Genomic DNA, 13,911 nt, shown 5'->3' with positions numbered 1-13,911 from the left:
CCCGTGCGGGTCACGCGCTCCGGTGCGTCGAACCCGTTCCGCCGCAGGGGCACCCGAACAGCCGGCAGAGGGCCCGCACGACGTCGTGCTCGTGCCGGACCGGCTCGGCGAACGTCGCCCGCAGCGTCCGGGTGCCGCCGCCGATCGTCACCAGGACGTCGAGGCCGAAGCGGTCGGCGCCGACCACGGCCACCTCGCGCGTCTCGCGCGCCTGCTCCTCGGGCAGCTCGCCCAGCACCCAGCCGATGAGGGCGTCGCGGTGCTCGGCCTCCAGGTGGGCGACGATGCCGTCCTCGTCGTCGTAGAGGGGGTCGGGGGCGGCGGCGGTGAACTCCTCGTCCTCCAGCAGGTGCACCCCGCCGGCCGTCGTGACGCGCACGTCGGCGATCTCCAGCCGCCAGATCCGGCGCGTGGTCCCGACGTCGAGCAGGGCGCCCAGGGGCCGGACGGCGGCCGCGGTCTGGGCGACGCGGCGCTGGTCGGCGGGCAGGATCGACTCCACCCAGCCGGTGACGCACAGCCGGGCCCGGGGCAGCACGGCCTGCCCGGGGGGCACGTCCAGGACGTCCAGCACGGCGGGGACCCCGTTCCAGCGGGCGTCGCCCTCCAGCTCCTGCAGGCGCCGGTGCAGCGGGGAGTCGTCGTCCACCAGCAGCAGCAGCCCGCCCCAGGAGTCGGTGAGGTGCTGCACGCCGAAGGCCTCGGTGGGCGAGGTGGCCGTGCGGGCGCGCCGCTGCGGGGCCGCCACGGCGAAGACGTCGTCGGCGTCGCCGGGGGCGTCCTGGTGGTGGTGCCCGTGGTGGTGCCCGTCGCGGTGGTGCGGGCAGGGCCGGGCGGCGCGGGGCAGGTGCAGGGTCCCGGCCACCGTGCCCACCGCCAGGGTGCGGGCCCACTGCGCGGGGCCGGGGCGGCTGGTCACGGGCACCCCGCCGGAGGCCGTAAGGTTGGAGACGGTGCGCTCCGAATCCCCGGCAATCGGCTGGTGGTCCGGTGCCGTGGTCCGCTGGATCCCCCGGATCCGGTGGTTCACAGTGCCTCCTCGGGGCGCGATCGTCCTGGCCGGTCGAGGACTTCTCGACTTTGGCTAGGCTCACCTTACGATCAGGAGAGTGGAATGAACAACGCCCGACCCAAGGTGCGCATCAGCCGCGCGCTCGGGGTGGCCCTCACGCCGAAGGCCGCCCGCTTCATGGACCGTCGCCCCTACCCGCCGGGCATGCACGGCCGCAAGCAGAAGAAGGCGTCGGACTACGCGACGCAGCTGCGCGAGAAGCAGCGCCTGCGCTACCAGTACGACGTGAGCGAGACGCAGCTGCGTCGCGCCTACGACCTCGCCAAGCGCAAGCCTGGCAAGACCGGTCAGAACCTGGTGCAGCTGCTCGAGACGCGTCTGGACGCCGTCGTCTGGCGTGCCGGCTTCGCGCGGACCATCTACCAGGCCCGCCAGATGGTCGTGCACCGCCACATCGTCGTCGACGGCCGTCGTGTCGACCGCCCGTCGTTCCGCGTCGTCCCCGGCCAGACCGTCGAGGTCGCCCCTCGCTCGAAGGCCAAGACGCCGTTCATCGTCGCCCGCGAGGGCGGCTGGAGCGACAACGAGATCCCGGGCTGGCTCTCGGTGGAGCGCGAGGACCTCACCGCCACGGTGAACGCCCTCCCGGTCCGCGAGCAGATCCCCGTGACCTGCGACGAGCAGCTCGTCGTCGAGTACTACTCGCGCTGAGCCTGCCGCACCCGTACCCAGGGCGCCGCACCCCGTGAGGGGGGCGGCGCCCTGCGTCGTCCCCGGGGGGGACCACCTCACAGCCGCGGTGAGCTGCGGTGCGACAGCGCCGCCTCGTCGAGGTCCAGCTGCTCCAGCGTCTCCCCGACGGCCTCCTCGGCGATCCGCCCCTCCTCCTGGGCGGCGACCAGGGCCGCCCGCTGGGCGCGGATCATCCTGCGCCGCAGCGCGACGCCCGTCTCGGCCGCCCGCCGGCCCGCCGACGCCCCCTCCTGCTCGGCGTCCTCGGCCGAGCGCAGCGCCGCCAGCTGCTCCGCGCGCCGCAGGACGAGCTCGGCGACGTGGCGCTGCACCGGGTCGTCGGCCTCGTCGTGCGCGGCCCGCAGCTCCGCGCGCCCGGTGCTCCAGGACAGCTCCCGGGCCAGGCGGCGCTGCCCGTCGAGCCACTCGCGCTCCTCCGGCGCCTCCAGGTGCAGCCGCCGGATGAGCGCCGGCAGCGTGGCCCCCTGCAGCAGCAGCGTCCCCACCGCGACCGCGAAGGCCAGCACCTGCAGGTCGGCGCGGTGCGGGAAGGGCTCCCCGGTGCTCGTCGTGGCGGGGATGCCCGCCGCCGCGGCCAGCGTCACCACGCCCCGCATGCCGGTCCACGCGATGACCACGTCCTCGCGGAGGGTGAAGTGGCGCCCGCCGGGGGAGAACCGCCCGCGCAGGACCCGGCGCATGAGCACGCCGCCCCCCAGGACCCACGCCACCCGGACCACGACGACCGCGGTGAGCACGACCAGAGCGGCGCCCAGCAGCTGCGCGGGCCGCGTCCCCTCGGCCAGGGCGTCCTCGAGCAGGAAGCGGAACTGCAGCCCCAGGTAGGCGAAGACGAACGCCTCCAGGAGCACGTCCAGCAGGTTCCACACCTCCCGCTCGGAGATGCGGGTGGCGTAGACGGTGCGCACCGAGCGGCGCGAGAGGGCGAAACCGGCGGCGACCACCGCGAGCACCCCCGACGTCTCCAGCGCCTCGGCGACCGCGTAGGCGGTGAAGGGGGTCAGCACGGCCAGCGCGGTCATGTTCGCCGGGTTGCGCAGCCGGGTCCGGACCAGGTGGACCACGCGCCCGAGGACGGCGCCCACGAGGATCCCGCCGGCGGCCTCGAAGAGGAAGAACAGCACGGGGTCCTCGACGACGGTCTCGGTGCCGGCGACCGCGGCGGTCGCGGTGGAGAACAGCGTCAGGGCCGCGGCGTCGTTGACGAGGCTCTCGCCCTTCAGCGTCGTCAGCACCCGGGTGGGCAGCCCGAGCCGCCCGCCGATGGCGACCGCCGTGACGGCGTCGGGCGGTGAGACGACCGCGGCCAGCACCAGGGCGGTGCCCAGGCCCAGCCAGGGCACCGCGTACGCCGCGACCGCGCCCACGACGGCGGTGGTCACGACGACGAGCAGGACCCCGAGGTCGGTGATGGAGCGCCAGCGGCGCAGGAACCCGCGCCAGGAGAACCCCGTCGTGGTGGAGAACAGCAGCGGCGGCAGGACCACGGACAGGATGACGTCGGGCGGCAGCTCCAGGCGCGGCAGGCCCGGGACGAAGGACACCGCCGCCCCGCACACCGCGAGCACCAGCGGCGCCTGCCAGCCCCGTCGGACGGAGACGATGGTCAGCGCCAGGGCGCCCACCAGGACCAGCAGCAGGTGGGGGAGCACCGGGCCAGTCTCGGCCCGGGGACCGGCGACGGCGCGCCGGTCCCCGGGAGGTGCGGTCAGGGGTGGGTCATCGACATCACGTCGAGCGCCGCGTCCAGCTGCTCCTCGCTGACCTCCCCGCGCTCGACGAACCCGAGGTCGACGACGGCCTCGCGCACCGTGGAGCCGGTCGCGACGGCGTGCTTGGCGACCTTCGCGGCGGCCTCGTAGCCGATGACGCGGTTCAGCGGCGTGACGATCGAGGGGGAGGACTCGGCGAAGCGGCGGCACGCCTCGACGTCGGCCTCCAGGCCCTCGACGGTGCGGTCGGCCAGCAGCCGGGAGGCGTTGCCCAGCAGTCGCGCGGACTCCAGCACGTTGCGGGCCATGACGGGGATCTGCACGTTCAGCTCGAAGGAGCCGCTGGCCCCGGCCCAGGTGACGGTGGCGTCGTTGCCGACGACCTGCGCGGCGACCATGAGGACGGCCTCGGGCACGACGGGGTTGACCTTGCCCGGCATGATCGACGACCCCGGCTGCAGGTCCGGCAGCCGCAGCTCGCCGAGCCCGGTGCGCGGGCCCGAGCCCATCCAGCGCAGGTCGTTGCAGACCTTGGTGAGGCTGACGGCGACGACCTTCAGCGCCCCGGACAGCTCCACGAGCGCGTCGCGGGCGCCCTGGGCCTCGAAGTGGTCGGCGGCCTCGGTCAGCGGCAGGCCGGTGTCGGCCGCGAGCAGCTCGATGACGCGCTGCGGGAAGCCGGGCGGGGTGTTGATGCCGGTGCCGGTCGCGGTGCCGCCGAGGGGGACCTCGGCCACCCGCACCACGGTCGCGCGCACCCGCTCGATGCCGCGGGTGAGCTGCTGGGCGTACCCGGCGAACTCCTGGCCCAGGGTCACCGGGGTGGCGTCCATGAGGTGGGTGCGGCCGGACTTCACGACCTGCGCCCACTCGGTCGCCTTGCGGCGCAGCGCCGCCTCAAGGTGCTCCAGCGCCGGGACGAGGTCGTTGACGACGGCCGAGGTCGCGGCGACGTGGACGGAGGTGGGGAAGACGTCGTTGGAGGACTGGGACGCGTTGACGTGGTCGTTGGGGTGGACGGGGGAGCCGAGGCGCTCGGTCGCCAGCGTCGCGATGACCTCGTTGGCGTTCATGTTGGAGCTGGTGCCCGAGCCGGTCTGGAAGATGTCGACGGGGAACTCGGCGTCCCAGCGGCCGGTGGCGACCTCCTCGGCGGCGTCGGCGACGGCCTGGGCGAGGTCGCGCTCCAGCACGCCGAGCTCGGCGTTGGCGAGGGCGGCGGCCTTCTTGATGCGCGCGAGCGCCTCGATGTGGGCGCGCTCCAGGGGGGTGCCGGAGATCGGGAAGTTCTCCACGGCCCGCTGCGTCTGCGCGCGGTACTTCGCGGCGGCGGGGACCTGGACCTCCCCCATGGTGTCGTGCTCGATGCGGAACTCCTGCGCGGGGGCTTCACTGGCCATGGCCCCATCCTGCCAAGAGGGGGTCCGGGCGAGGGCGGCCGGTGTCCTGGATCACGGGCAGCTCACGATCCCCGGACGCGCCCCGTCCCGGAGTGCGCCGTGTGAACGACCGGTGTAGGCATGCCCCACAGCAACAGACGGACTGGTCCGAGGAGGGACAGTGCCTGGGCGATGGCGCACGTGGCTGGGGACCCTGAGCGCGGCGACGGTGCTCGCCGGGGGACTGACGGCCTGTGGAGGATCGAGCACCGCGTCGGGCACCCCGACGCTGAACTGGTACGTCAACCCCGACAACGGCGGTCAGCAGACGATCGCGGAGAAGTGCAGCGCGGCCTCGAACGGGGCCTACGACATCGAGGTGTCCATCCTGCCCAGCGACGCCGCCGCCCAGCGCGAGCAGCTCATGCGGCGCCTGGCGGGCAACGACACCTCCATCGACCTCATGAGCCTGGACCCGGTCTTCGTGCCGGAGACCTCCGAGGCCGGGTTCCTCGCCCCGATCCCCGCCGACCTGCAGCAGCGGTGGACCGACGGGGTGGTCGAGGGCGCCGTCCAGGGCGCCAGCTGGAAGGGTGAGCTGGTGACCGCCCCGTTCTGGGCGAACACGCAGCTGCTCTGGTACCGCAAGTCGGCCGCCGAGGCGGCCGGGCTGGACATGACCAAGCCCGTCACCTGGGCGCAGCTCATCGAGGCCGCGAAGGCCCAGGGCAGCGCGATCGGCGTGCAGGGGCAGCGCGCGGAGTCCATGACCGTGTGGGTCAACGCGATGATCGCCTCCGCCGGCGGTGAGGTCATCGAGAACCCCGACGCCAAGGGGCCGGACATCCGGCTCGGCCTGGACACCGACGCCGGCCGGGCCGCGGCGCAGGTGATGCAGGACATCACCGCCGCCGGGGTCGGCGGCGCGGGCATCGACAACCGCGACGAGGCGGCGACGGCGAACATGTTCCAGCAGGGCGACGCGGCCTTCATGGTGAACTGGCCGTTCGTGTACGCCCAGGGCAAGTCCGCGGCCGAGGAGGGCACGATGGACCGGGCGGTCTTCGACGACTACGGCTGGACGACGTACCCGGCGATGAACGACACCGACCCCGCGGCCCCGCCGCTGGGCGGCATCGACATCGGCGTGAGCGCCTTCAGCGAGCACAAGGACGCCGCGTTCGAGGCGGTCAGCTGCATCGTGTCGGCCGAGAGCCAGGCCGCGTACATGGTCTCCGACGGCAACCCCGCCGCCAGCGAGGCCGTCTACGACGACCCGGCCGTGCAGGAGGCGTACCCGATGTACGACACCATCCGCACGTCGCTGCAGGCCGCGTCGCCGCGACCGCAGACGGCGTACTACAACGAGGTCAGCCAGGGCATCGCCGACCAGTGGCAGCCGGTCGCGAACGTCTCGGAGTCCACGCCGGCCGCGTCGCAGGAGTACATCGGCGAGGTCCTCCGAGGGGAGAAACTGTTGTGAGCCAACAGACGGAGACCCGGTCGACCGGTGGGGTCACGGTCACCAAGAAGGTCTCGGGCCGGGCCCGCAAGACCGACAAGTCCCGCGCCGAGGCCCGCCTGGGCTGGTACCTCGCCGGGCCCGCGTTCATCATCCTGGTGGCCGTCACCGGCTACCCGATCCTGCAGGCCCTGTACGAGTCGCTGTTCAGCTTCCGGCTCACCGCACCGGCCGACCGGGAGTTCATCGGCCTGCGCAACTACGGCGTCATCCTGTCCGACGGGCTGTGGTGGCGGGCGCTGGGCAACACCGCGCTCATCACCGTCGTCACGGTGGCCGTCGAGCTGGTCATCGGCTTCGCCCTGGCCATGGTGATGCACAAGGTGCTCGGCTGGCTGCGGCCCATCGTGCGCACCGCCATCCTCATCCCGTACGCGATCATCACCGTCGTCTCGGCCTACGCCTGGCAGTACGCGTTCGGCCTGACGACCGGTTTCATGAACAGCGTCCTGGGGCTGGGCGACTACGACGTCTTCGCGAACAAGTGGTCGGCGCTGGCGGTCATCTGCCTGTCGGAGATCTGGAAGACCACCCCGTTCATCTCCCTGCTGCTGCTGGCCGGTCTGGCGCAGGTCCCCTCGGACATGACCGAGGCGGCCAAGGTCGACGGCGCGACGGCGTGGGAGCGGCTGTGGAGGGTGACGCTGCCGAACATGAAGGCGTCGATCATGGTGGCGCTGCTGTTCCGCGCCCTGGACGCCTTCCGCATCTTCGACAACGTCTACATCATGACCAACGGCGCCGCCGGGACCGAGACGGTCTCCTCGCTGGCCTACAACCAGACGATCTCCCGGCTGGAGATCGGCCTGGGGTCGGCGGTGTCGGTGCTGCTGTTCGTGTGCGTGCTGGCGATCTGCTTCATCGCCATCAAGGTGTTCAAGGTCGACCTGGCCCGGGCGAGAGGTGAAGGCTGATGGGTGCGATGTCCACGAAGGAGAAGATCGGCTGGTACCTCGGTGCCGCGGTCATCGTCCTGTACGCGATCGCGCCGGTGGTGTACATCGTCTCGATGAGCTTCAAGTCCGAGGGGGCGCTGGCGGAGAAGACGTTCTTCCCGACCACCGCGACCTGGGCGAACTACGACGGCATCTTCAACGGGAACGGGTCGAACCTGTTCCTGCCGGCGCTGCGCAACTCGATCATCACCTGCCTCGTCGCGACGTTCATCGCGGTGGTGCTGGCCATGTTCGCGGCGTACGCGATCGCGCGGCTGGACTTCCCCGGCAAGCGGGTCGTGCTCACCAGCGCGCTGGCCGTCGCGGTGTTCCCCGTCATCACGATGGTCACGCCGCTGTTCAACGCGTGGCGCCAGATCGGGCTGTACGACACCATCCCGGGGCTGATCATCCCGTACCTGGCCCTGACCCTGCCGATCTCCATCTGGACGATGTCGGCGTTCTTCCGCGGCATCCCCTGGGACATGGAGCAGGCCGCGCAGGTCGACGGGGCGACGAGCTGGCAGGCGTTCCGCAAGGTCATCGTCCCGCTGGCCGCGCCCGGGGTGTTCACCACCGCGATCATCGCGTTCTTCATCGCCTGGAACGACTTCGTCTTCGGCATCTCGCTGACCTCGACCTCGGACGCGCAGCCGGTCCCGGCGGCGCTGTCGAGCTTCACCGGGTCCAGCTACTTCGTCCAGCCGACGGGCGCCATCTCGGCGGCCGCCGTCATCGTCACCATCCCCGTCGTGGTCCTGGCGCTCGTGTTCCAGCGCCGCATCGTCGCGGGTCTCACCAACGGCGCAGTGAAGGGTTGATCGCACATGGCGCGCATCGAACTGAAGAACATCGTCAAGCAGTACGGTGACGGCTTCCCCGCGGTGAACGACGTCAGCCTCGACATCGCCGACGGCGAGTTCGTCATCCTCGTCGGGCCCTCGGGGTGCGGGAAGTCGACGCTGCTGCGGATGGTGGTGGGGCTGGAGGACATCACCTCCGGGGACCTGCTCATCGACGGCAAGCGGGTCAACGACCTGGCCCCGCGCGACCGCGACCTGGCGATGGTGTTCCAGAACTACGCCCTCTACCCGCACCTGACGGTGGGGGAGAACATCGCCTTCCCGCTGCGGCTGAACCACTCCAAGGTGCCCGAGAGCGAGATCCGCGAGCGCGTGCAGCGCGCGGCGGACATGCTGGAGCTGAACGAGCACCTGGACCGCAAGCCGGCGAACCTGTCCGGCGGCCAGCGCCAGCGGGTCGCGATGGGCCGCGCGATCGTCCGCGACGCGAAGGCGTTCCTGTTCGACGAGCCGCTGTCGAACCTCGACGCCAAGCTGCGCGGGCAGATGCGCACCGAGATCGCCCGCATGCAGCGCTCGCTGGCGACGACGACCCTGTACGTCACCCACGACCAGACCGAGGCCATGACCCTCGGGGACCGGGTGGCCGTCCTGCGCAAGGGCATCCTGCAGCAGGTCGCGAGCCCGCGGGAGCTGTACGAGCAGCCCGTCAACCTGTTCGTGGCCGGGTTCATCGGCTCGCCGCCGATGAACTTCCTGCCGGCCCGGGTGGCCGGGGACCGCCTGCAGCTGCCGTTCTGCGAGGTGCCCAAGCCGGACGTCGTGGGCTCCGAGCACGAGGGCAAGCTGCTCATCGTCGGGGTCCGCCCCGAGCACTTCGACGACGCCGACGTCACCGACGCCCCCGCCGGTGCGGTGACGTTCCAGGCGCAGGTCGACGTCACCGAGTGGCTGGGCAACGAGCTGTACGCCTACATCCCGTTCGAGGCGGCCGAGGAGACGAGGCAGCAGCTGGCCGAGCTGGACCGCGAGCTGGACGGGGAGAGCATGCGCTCCCAGCTCGTGGTGACGCTGGACGCGATGAGCGGGGTGCGCGACGGCGACACCGCCCACCTGTGGTTCGACCCGAAGCGGATGCACGTGTTCGACCCGGGCACGGGCGCGAACCTGACCCGGGACGAGGACAAGGCCCGGAAGATCGGGGAGCAGTCCGAGGCGCTGCGCAAGCGGTCGCTGGAGCGGGCCCAGGGCAGCGCGGGGCGGACCCCGGCGCACGCCGGGTCCTGACCCGACCACCCCCGGAGGGGGCCGGCCGCTCGCGCGGCCGGCCCCCTCCTCAGCGTTCAGTGAGTACTCCGTGACCCTCCGTCGATACTCCGGCGACGCGTGAGGAGGTTCCGCGTCCGTGTCGGGGAGCGGGGCTAAGGTGCGCGCACGGGTCCTCCACAGGGGCGGGCCCCGAGCGCGGAGGGTGGTGGACGGTGACGGACCTCGCGTCGCCTCCCGAGACCACCCCCACCACCGGCAGCGACCTCGTCCTGGTCCTCGACCCCTCCCACGGGCTGTCGGTCACCGCCCGCCGCGACCTCGACAACGCCCCCGTCCCCGAGTGGCGGGCCCTGGCCGCCCGCGCCGGGCAGTCCCCCTTCACCGGGCCCGACTGGCTGCGCGCCGTGCACACCCACCTGGGCGCCGGTGAGCCGCTGCTCGTCTCGGTCCGCCGCGACGGCCGCCTGCTGGCCCTCGGCGCGTTCGCCCTCCTCGGCGGCCCCCGGCCGCTGCTGACCTTCCTCGGCGCCGGCGGCAGCGACTACGCCGGCGTCCTGGCCGACCCCGGCGCCGACGTCCCCGTCGCCCGCCTCGTCGCCGCCGTCCTCGACGGCGCGCTGCGCGAGGTCCCCGGCGCCGTGCTCGACCTGGAGCAGGTGCCGGTCACCGGCGAGCAGGTCGAGCTCATCGGCCGGTGGGCCCGGCACCGCGGGTACGGCGTCCGCTCCCTGCCGCAGGCCACCGTCCGGGCCGTCCCGCTGCCGGCCACCGTCGAGGAGCACGACGCCGGCCTGGGGCGGCACGCGCGGCACGAGGAGCGGCGGCAGTGGCGACGGCTGGCCGAGCTCGGCGAGCTCGTCGTCGCCGACGACCTGCTCGACGGCCTGGCCGAGCTGCGCCGGCACGACCCCGAGGCCGCCGCCGACCGGCTCGAGGAGCTCGTCACCGAGCTCGCCGAGGTCGACGACGCCCACCCGCACGCCGGCCGCCGCCGCCGGCCCTGGCGCGGGGCGTCCGGGCGCACCCTCACCGAGGTGCTGTGGACCTCCCCGCCGGGCACCGTGCAGCTGTCCGGGCTGCGCGTCGACGGCGAGCTCGTCGCCTACGCCTTCTGCCTCGCCGGGCCGCGGGCCCTGCACGGCTACGTCCAGAGCTACCGCGCCCGGTACGCCGCCACGGGCCCGGGCACCCTGCTGCTGCTGCGGCTGCGCCGCCGCGCCATCGTCTCCGGCTACCGCGAGCTGGACCTGCTGCGCGGGGACGAGGCCTACAAGCAGCGGCTCGAACCGGTCGCCCGCCAGACCGTCCGCCTGGTGCTGGCCCCCACCGGGCAGGACCTGCTGCCCGGGCTCGTGGACCGCCTCAACCTCCTCCGGCGCACCTACCGCGACGAGATCCGCCGCCACGAGCGCCTCGACCGCTCCGTCGAGTCCGTCGCCGGGGCCCTCAGCGGCGCCGTGGAGCGGCTGCGGGGCGGGCTGGCCCGCCGCTGCACCGCACCGGCGGCCCCGCTGCGGGCCGCCCGGCGCCGCCCCCGGCTCGGGCGCCGCCGGGGCTGAGGGCTCAGCCGTCCAGCTCGGCGCGCGTCGGCGGGTTCGCCCCCGCCCGCGAGCACGTGATCGACGCCGAGCGGATCGCCGTGCCCACGACCGCCTCGAGCGTGCGCAGGCCGAGGTGGCGCAACCGCGGCAGCGCCGCCCCGCCGAGCAGGTCGTGCTCGGCCAGGGCGTGCAGCAGCCCCGACATGAACGCGTCCCCGGCGCCGACGGTGTCCACGACGTCGACCCGAGGGGCCGGGACCTGCAGCGTGCCCGCCCCCGAGACCGCGACGGCGCCCTCACCGCCGCGGGTCACCACGACCAGCGCCGGGCCCAGCGCCTGCCACCGCCGCGCGACCGCGTCCACGTCCTGGCCCGGCAGCAGCCAGGCCAGGTCCTCGTCGGAGGCCTTCACGACGTCGGAGGCCGCCACGAACTCCTCGACCCGGGCCAGCGCGGCCGCCGGGGACGCGAAGAACGCCGGCCGCACGTTCGGGTCGTAGCTCGTCGTGGCCCGGCCCCGCACCGACCGCAGGAGCTCCAGCGCCGCCCGGGCGCCGGGGTCGACCGCCGCCCCGATCGAACCGGTGTGCACGAGGGCGACGTCCTCGGGCAGCTCGACGTCCGGCAGCCGCCACACGAGGTCGAACTCGTACGACGCCTTCCCCTCGGCGTCGATCTCGGCGCGCGCCACCGACGTCGGGTCGCCGTCCACCGCACCGGGGGGCAGCCGCACGCCCCCGGCGTCCAGGTGCTCGCGCAGCAGCCGCCCGCGGGCGTCGTCGCCCAGGCGGGTCAGCAGCGCGACGTCGTGCCCCAGCCGGCCCAGGCCGTACGCCACGTTCAGCGGGGACCCGCCCGGGTGCTCCGCGGCGGGCCCGGACCCGGCGCGGTGCACGACGTCGACGAGCGCCTCGCCGACCACGACGCTGCGGCGGGTGGACGGCGCCGCCATCAGCGCGGCCCGGTGAAGTCGACCGCCGAGTACGCCTGCAGCTTCGAGAGGCGGTGCTCGCTCTCGACCTTGCGGATCGTGCCGGACTTGGAGCGCATGACGATGCTGGAGGTGGTGACCGTGTCGCCGAGGTAGCGCACCCCGTGGACCAGCTCGCCGTCGGTGATGCCGGTGACGACGAAGTAGACGTTGTCGCTGGCGACGAGGGCCTCGGTGTCCAGGACCGCGTCCAGGTCGTGGCCGGCGTCGAGCGCCTTCTGCTTCTCGTCGTCGTCGCGCGGCCACAACCGGCCCTGGATGGTGCCGCCCAGGCAGTGCATCGCGCAGGCGGTGATGATGCCCTCGGGGGTGCCGCCGACGCCCAGCAGCAGGTCCACGCCGGTGCCCTCGCGCGCGGCCATCACCGCGCCGGCGACGTCGCCGTCGGAGATGAACTTGATGCGCGCCCCCGCGTCGCGGACCTCCTGGGCCAGCTGGGCGTGCCGGGGCCGGTCCAGGATGCAGACGGTGACGTCCTCGACCCAGCGCTTCTTGGCCTTGGCCAGCTTGCGGATGTTCTCGCGCACGGGCAGGCGGATGTCGACGACGTCGGCGCCCTCGGGCCCGACCGCGAGCTTGTCCATGTAGAACACGGCGCTGGGGTCGTACATCGTGCCGCGCTCGGCGACGGCCAGGACGGCCACGGCGTTCGGCATGCCGCGGGCGGTCAGGGTGGTCCCGTCGATGGGGTCCACGGCGACGTCGCACTCGGCGCCCGAGCCGTCCCCGACGCGCTCGCCGTTGAACAGCATCGGGGCGTCGTCCTTCTCGCCCTCGCCGATGACGACGGTGCCGTTCATGGAGACGGTGCCGATGAGGGTGCGCATGGCGTTCACGGCGGCGCCGTCGGCCTTGTTCTTGTCCCCGCGCCCGACCCAGCGGCCGCCGGCCATCGCGGCGGCCTCGGTCACGCGGACCAGCTCCATCGCCAGGTTGCGGTCGGGGGCCTCGTCCCCGACGGCCAGCGCCGGGGGGAGCGTCGTGGGGTGGGAGGTGCGGGACACGGGTGGCCTCCTGGTGTCGCGGACTCGGGGGTCGGCATCACGGGATCCGGTGCCCCCGGGCGGGCCGCCGGCGACGGTCGTCGTCGGCTGCCGACTCTATCCGTCACCATGGGGGCGTGAGCACGACCGGTAGTTCCCCCGACACCACCCCCGCCGGCACCTCCGGGGAGGACCCGCGCGGGGTGCCCCGCGGCCGGCACTCCGGCGGGAACGTCCGCTCCATGGTCCTGTCGATGGCCCTGATCCTGGCGATGGTCGCCGTCGTCGTGCTCCTGCTGCCGCGGCCCAACGCCATCGAGCAGCCGGCGGTCGACGTGGCCAACGCGGCCGCGGGCCAGGAGTCGACCCTGCCGTTCGCGCCGCTCGTCCCGCAGGGGCCGGCGGGCTGGACGGCGACGTCGGCCAACGTGAACCGCTCCACCGACGGCGTCGTCACCTGGCACGTCGGCTACCGCGCCGACGACGGGAACTACCTCGCGCTGGAGACCGCGCGGGACACCACGAAGAGCTGGCTGCGGGCCCAGACGCAGAGCGGGGACGCCGACGGCGAGCAGACGATCGACGGCCAGGTGTGGCAGCGGTACCTGCAGCCGGACCGCCAGCGGTACAGCCTGGTGCGCACCCAGGACGGCCAGACGCTGCTGGTGACCGGCGAGGGCGGGTACGAGGTCCTCACCGAGCTCGTCGAGGCCGCGCTGGCCGGCTGGGCGGCCGCCGGGACGCCCTGGGGCGTGCGCGGCTGAGACCGCCCGCGGGGCCGCTCAGCCGGTGGGGTCCTCGCCCTGCACGGCGTCCAGCCGGGCCCGGGCCCCGTCCAGCCACTGCCGGCACCGGTCGGCGAGCGCCTCGCCGCGCTCCCACAGCGCCAGCGCCTCCTCCAGGCCCGTCCCGCCGGTCTCCAGCCGGCGCACGACGTCGACGAGCTCGTCGCGGGCCTGCTCGTAGCTGAGGTCGGCGGGGGCGGTGGGTTCGTCCGGCACCCCGCAGACG

13 protein-coding genes are annotated in these 13,911 nt (G+C 73.7%); 7 read left to right on the top strand and 6 right to left on the bottom strand.

The features are described 5' to 3' along the window. Positions 1–10: 10 nt before the first annotated feature. Positions 11–919 (bottom strand): DUF2470 domain-containing protein, encoded by a 909-nt coding sequence (locus ACRYM6_RS14775; RefSeq protein WP_432543642.1) that lies wholly within the window; start codon positions 917–919, stop codon positions 11–13. A gap of 195 nt (positions 920–1,114) precedes the next feature. Here ACRYM6_RS14775 and rpsD point away from each other — a divergent pair, with 195 nt between their 5' ends. Continuing rightward, positions 1,115–1,723 carry a 30S ribosomal protein S4 gene (gene rpsD / locus ACRYM6_RS14770; protein ID WP_106210408.1) on the top strand — a complete coding sequence of 203 codons (609 nt, stop codon included), beginning with the start codon at positions 1,115–1,117 and terminating at the stop codon, positions 1,721–1,723. A 77-nt stretch (positions 1,724–1,800) separates the two neighbouring features. Here the strand turns inward: rpsD and ACRYM6_RS14765 are convergent, their stop codons facing one another. Then, the gene (locus tag ACRYM6_RS14765; RefSeq protein ID WP_432543641.1) at positions 1,801–3,417 is read right to left on the bottom strand and encodes a Na+/H+ antiporter; all 1,617 of its coding nucleotides are present in this window, start codon (positions 3,415–3,417) and stop codon (positions 1,801–1,803) included. Positions 3,418–3,473: 56 nt separating this feature from the next. Beyond that, positions 3,474–4,877, bottom strand: coding sequence for a class II fumarate hydratase (locus ACRYM6_RS14760; protein WP_432543640.1), 1,404 nt, complete (start codon positions 4,875–4,877; stop codon positions 3,474–3,476). 160 nt (positions 4,878–5,037) lie between these two features. Between ACRYM6_RS14760 and ACRYM6_RS14755 the strand changes: the two genes are divergently transcribed. From ACRYM6_RS14755 to ACRYM6_RS14735, 5 genes are all read left to right on the top strand, one after another. Next, positions 5,038–6,339 (top strand): extracellular solute-binding protein, encoded by a 1,302-nt coding sequence (locus ACRYM6_RS14755; RefSeq protein ID WP_432543639.1) that lies wholly within the window; start codon positions 5,038–5,040, stop codon positions 6,337–6,339. Continuing rightward, positions 6,336–7,292: a carbohydrate ABC transporter permease gene (locus ACRYM6_RS14750; protein WP_432543638.1), complete on the top strand. Its 957-nt coding sequence runs from the start codon at positions 6,336–6,338 to the stop codon at positions 7,290–7,292. The genes ACRYM6_RS14755 and ACRYM6_RS14750 overlap by 4 nt, the downstream gene beginning before the upstream one ends. Positions 7,293–7,300: 8 nt before the next feature. After that, the gene (locus ACRYM6_RS14745; RefSeq protein WP_432543658.1) at positions 7,301–8,134 is read left to right on the top strand and encodes a carbohydrate ABC transporter permease; all 834 of its coding nucleotides are present in this window, start codon (positions 7,301–7,303) and stop codon (positions 8,132–8,134) included. A 6-nt stretch (positions 8,135–8,140) separates the two neighbouring features. Beyond that, entirely contained in the window at positions 8,141–9,403 is a 1,263-nt protein-coding gene (locus ACRYM6_RS14740; RefSeq protein ID WP_432543637.1) for an ABC transporter ATP-binding protein, read from the top strand. Positions 9,404–9,597: 194 nt separating this feature from the next. After that, entirely contained in the window at positions 9,598–10,944 is a 1,347-nt protein-coding gene (locus ACRYM6_RS14735) for a GNAT family N-acetyltransferase (protein WP_432543636.1), read from the top strand. 4 nt (positions 10,945–10,948) lie between these two features. Here the strand turns inward: ACRYM6_RS14735 and ACRYM6_RS14730 are convergent, their stop codons facing one another. Then, positions 10,949–11,878, bottom strand: a complete 930-nt coding sequence (locus ACRYM6_RS14730) for a carbohydrate kinase family protein (RefSeq protein ID WP_432543635.1) — start codon at positions 11,876–11,878, stop codon at positions 10,949–10,951. Next, on the bottom strand, positions 11,878–12,843 hold the full coding sequence (glpX, locus tag ACRYM6_RS14725) for a class II fructose-bisphosphatase (RefSeq protein WP_432543657.1): 966 nt from the start codon (positions 12,841–12,843) through the stop codon (positions 11,878–11,880). Before glpX ends, ACRYM6_RS14730 begins: the two co-directional genes overlap by 1 nt. Before the next feature lie 194 nt (positions 12,844–13,037). On the opposite strand from glpX, the gene ACRYM6_RS14720 reads away from it, so the two are divergent. Beyond that, positions 13,038–13,664 (top strand): DUF4245 domain-containing protein, encoded by a 627-nt coding sequence (locus tag ACRYM6_RS14720; RefSeq protein ID WP_432543634.1) that lies wholly within the window; start codon positions 13,038–13,040, stop codon positions 13,662–13,664. Between the two features lie 18 nt (positions 13,665–13,682). Here the strand turns inward: ACRYM6_RS14720 and ACRYM6_RS14715 are convergent, their stop codons facing one another. Next, on the bottom strand, positions 13,683–13,901 hold the full coding sequence (locus tag ACRYM6_RS14715; protein WP_432543633.1) for an exodeoxyribonuclease VII small subunit: 219 nt from the start codon (positions 13,899–13,901) through the stop codon (positions 13,683–13,685). Positions 13,902–13,911: the final 10 nt, after the last annotated feature.

The sequence above is a fragment of the Kineococcus rugosus genome (assembly GCF_050871975.1).
Lineage (GTDB): Bacteria > Actinomycetota > Actinomycetes > Actinomycetales > Kineococcaceae > Kineococcus.
This window is presented reverse-complemented; position numbering and strand designations above follow the sequence as displayed.

Bases quoted from the DNA above. Each gene is read 5' to 3' on its own strand.
- ACRYM6_RS14730 (WP_432543635.1), bottom strand. From the start codon at position 11,878: ATGGCGGCGCCGTCCACCCGCCGCAGCGTCGTGGTCGGCGAGGCGCTC.
- rpsD (WP_106210408.1), top strand. From the start codon at position 1,115: ATGAACAACGCCCGACCCAAGGTGCGCATCAGCCGCGCGCTCGGGGTG.
- glpX (WP_432543657.1), bottom strand. From the start codon at position 12,843: ATGGAGCTGGTCCGCGTGACCGAGGCCGCCGCGATGGCCGGCGGCCGC.
- ACRYM6_RS14740 (WP_432543637.1), top strand. From the start codon at position 8,141: ATGGCGCGCATCGAACTGAAGAACATCGTCAAGCAGTACGGTGACGGC.
- ACRYM6_RS14745 (WP_432543658.1), top strand. From the start codon at position 7,301: ATGTCCACGAAGGAGAAGATCGGCTGGTACCTCGGTGCCGCGGTCATC.
- ACRYM6_RS14760 (WP_432543640.1), bottom strand. From the start codon at position 4,877: ATGGCCAGTGAAGCCCCCGCGCAGGAGTTCCGCATCGAGCACGACACC.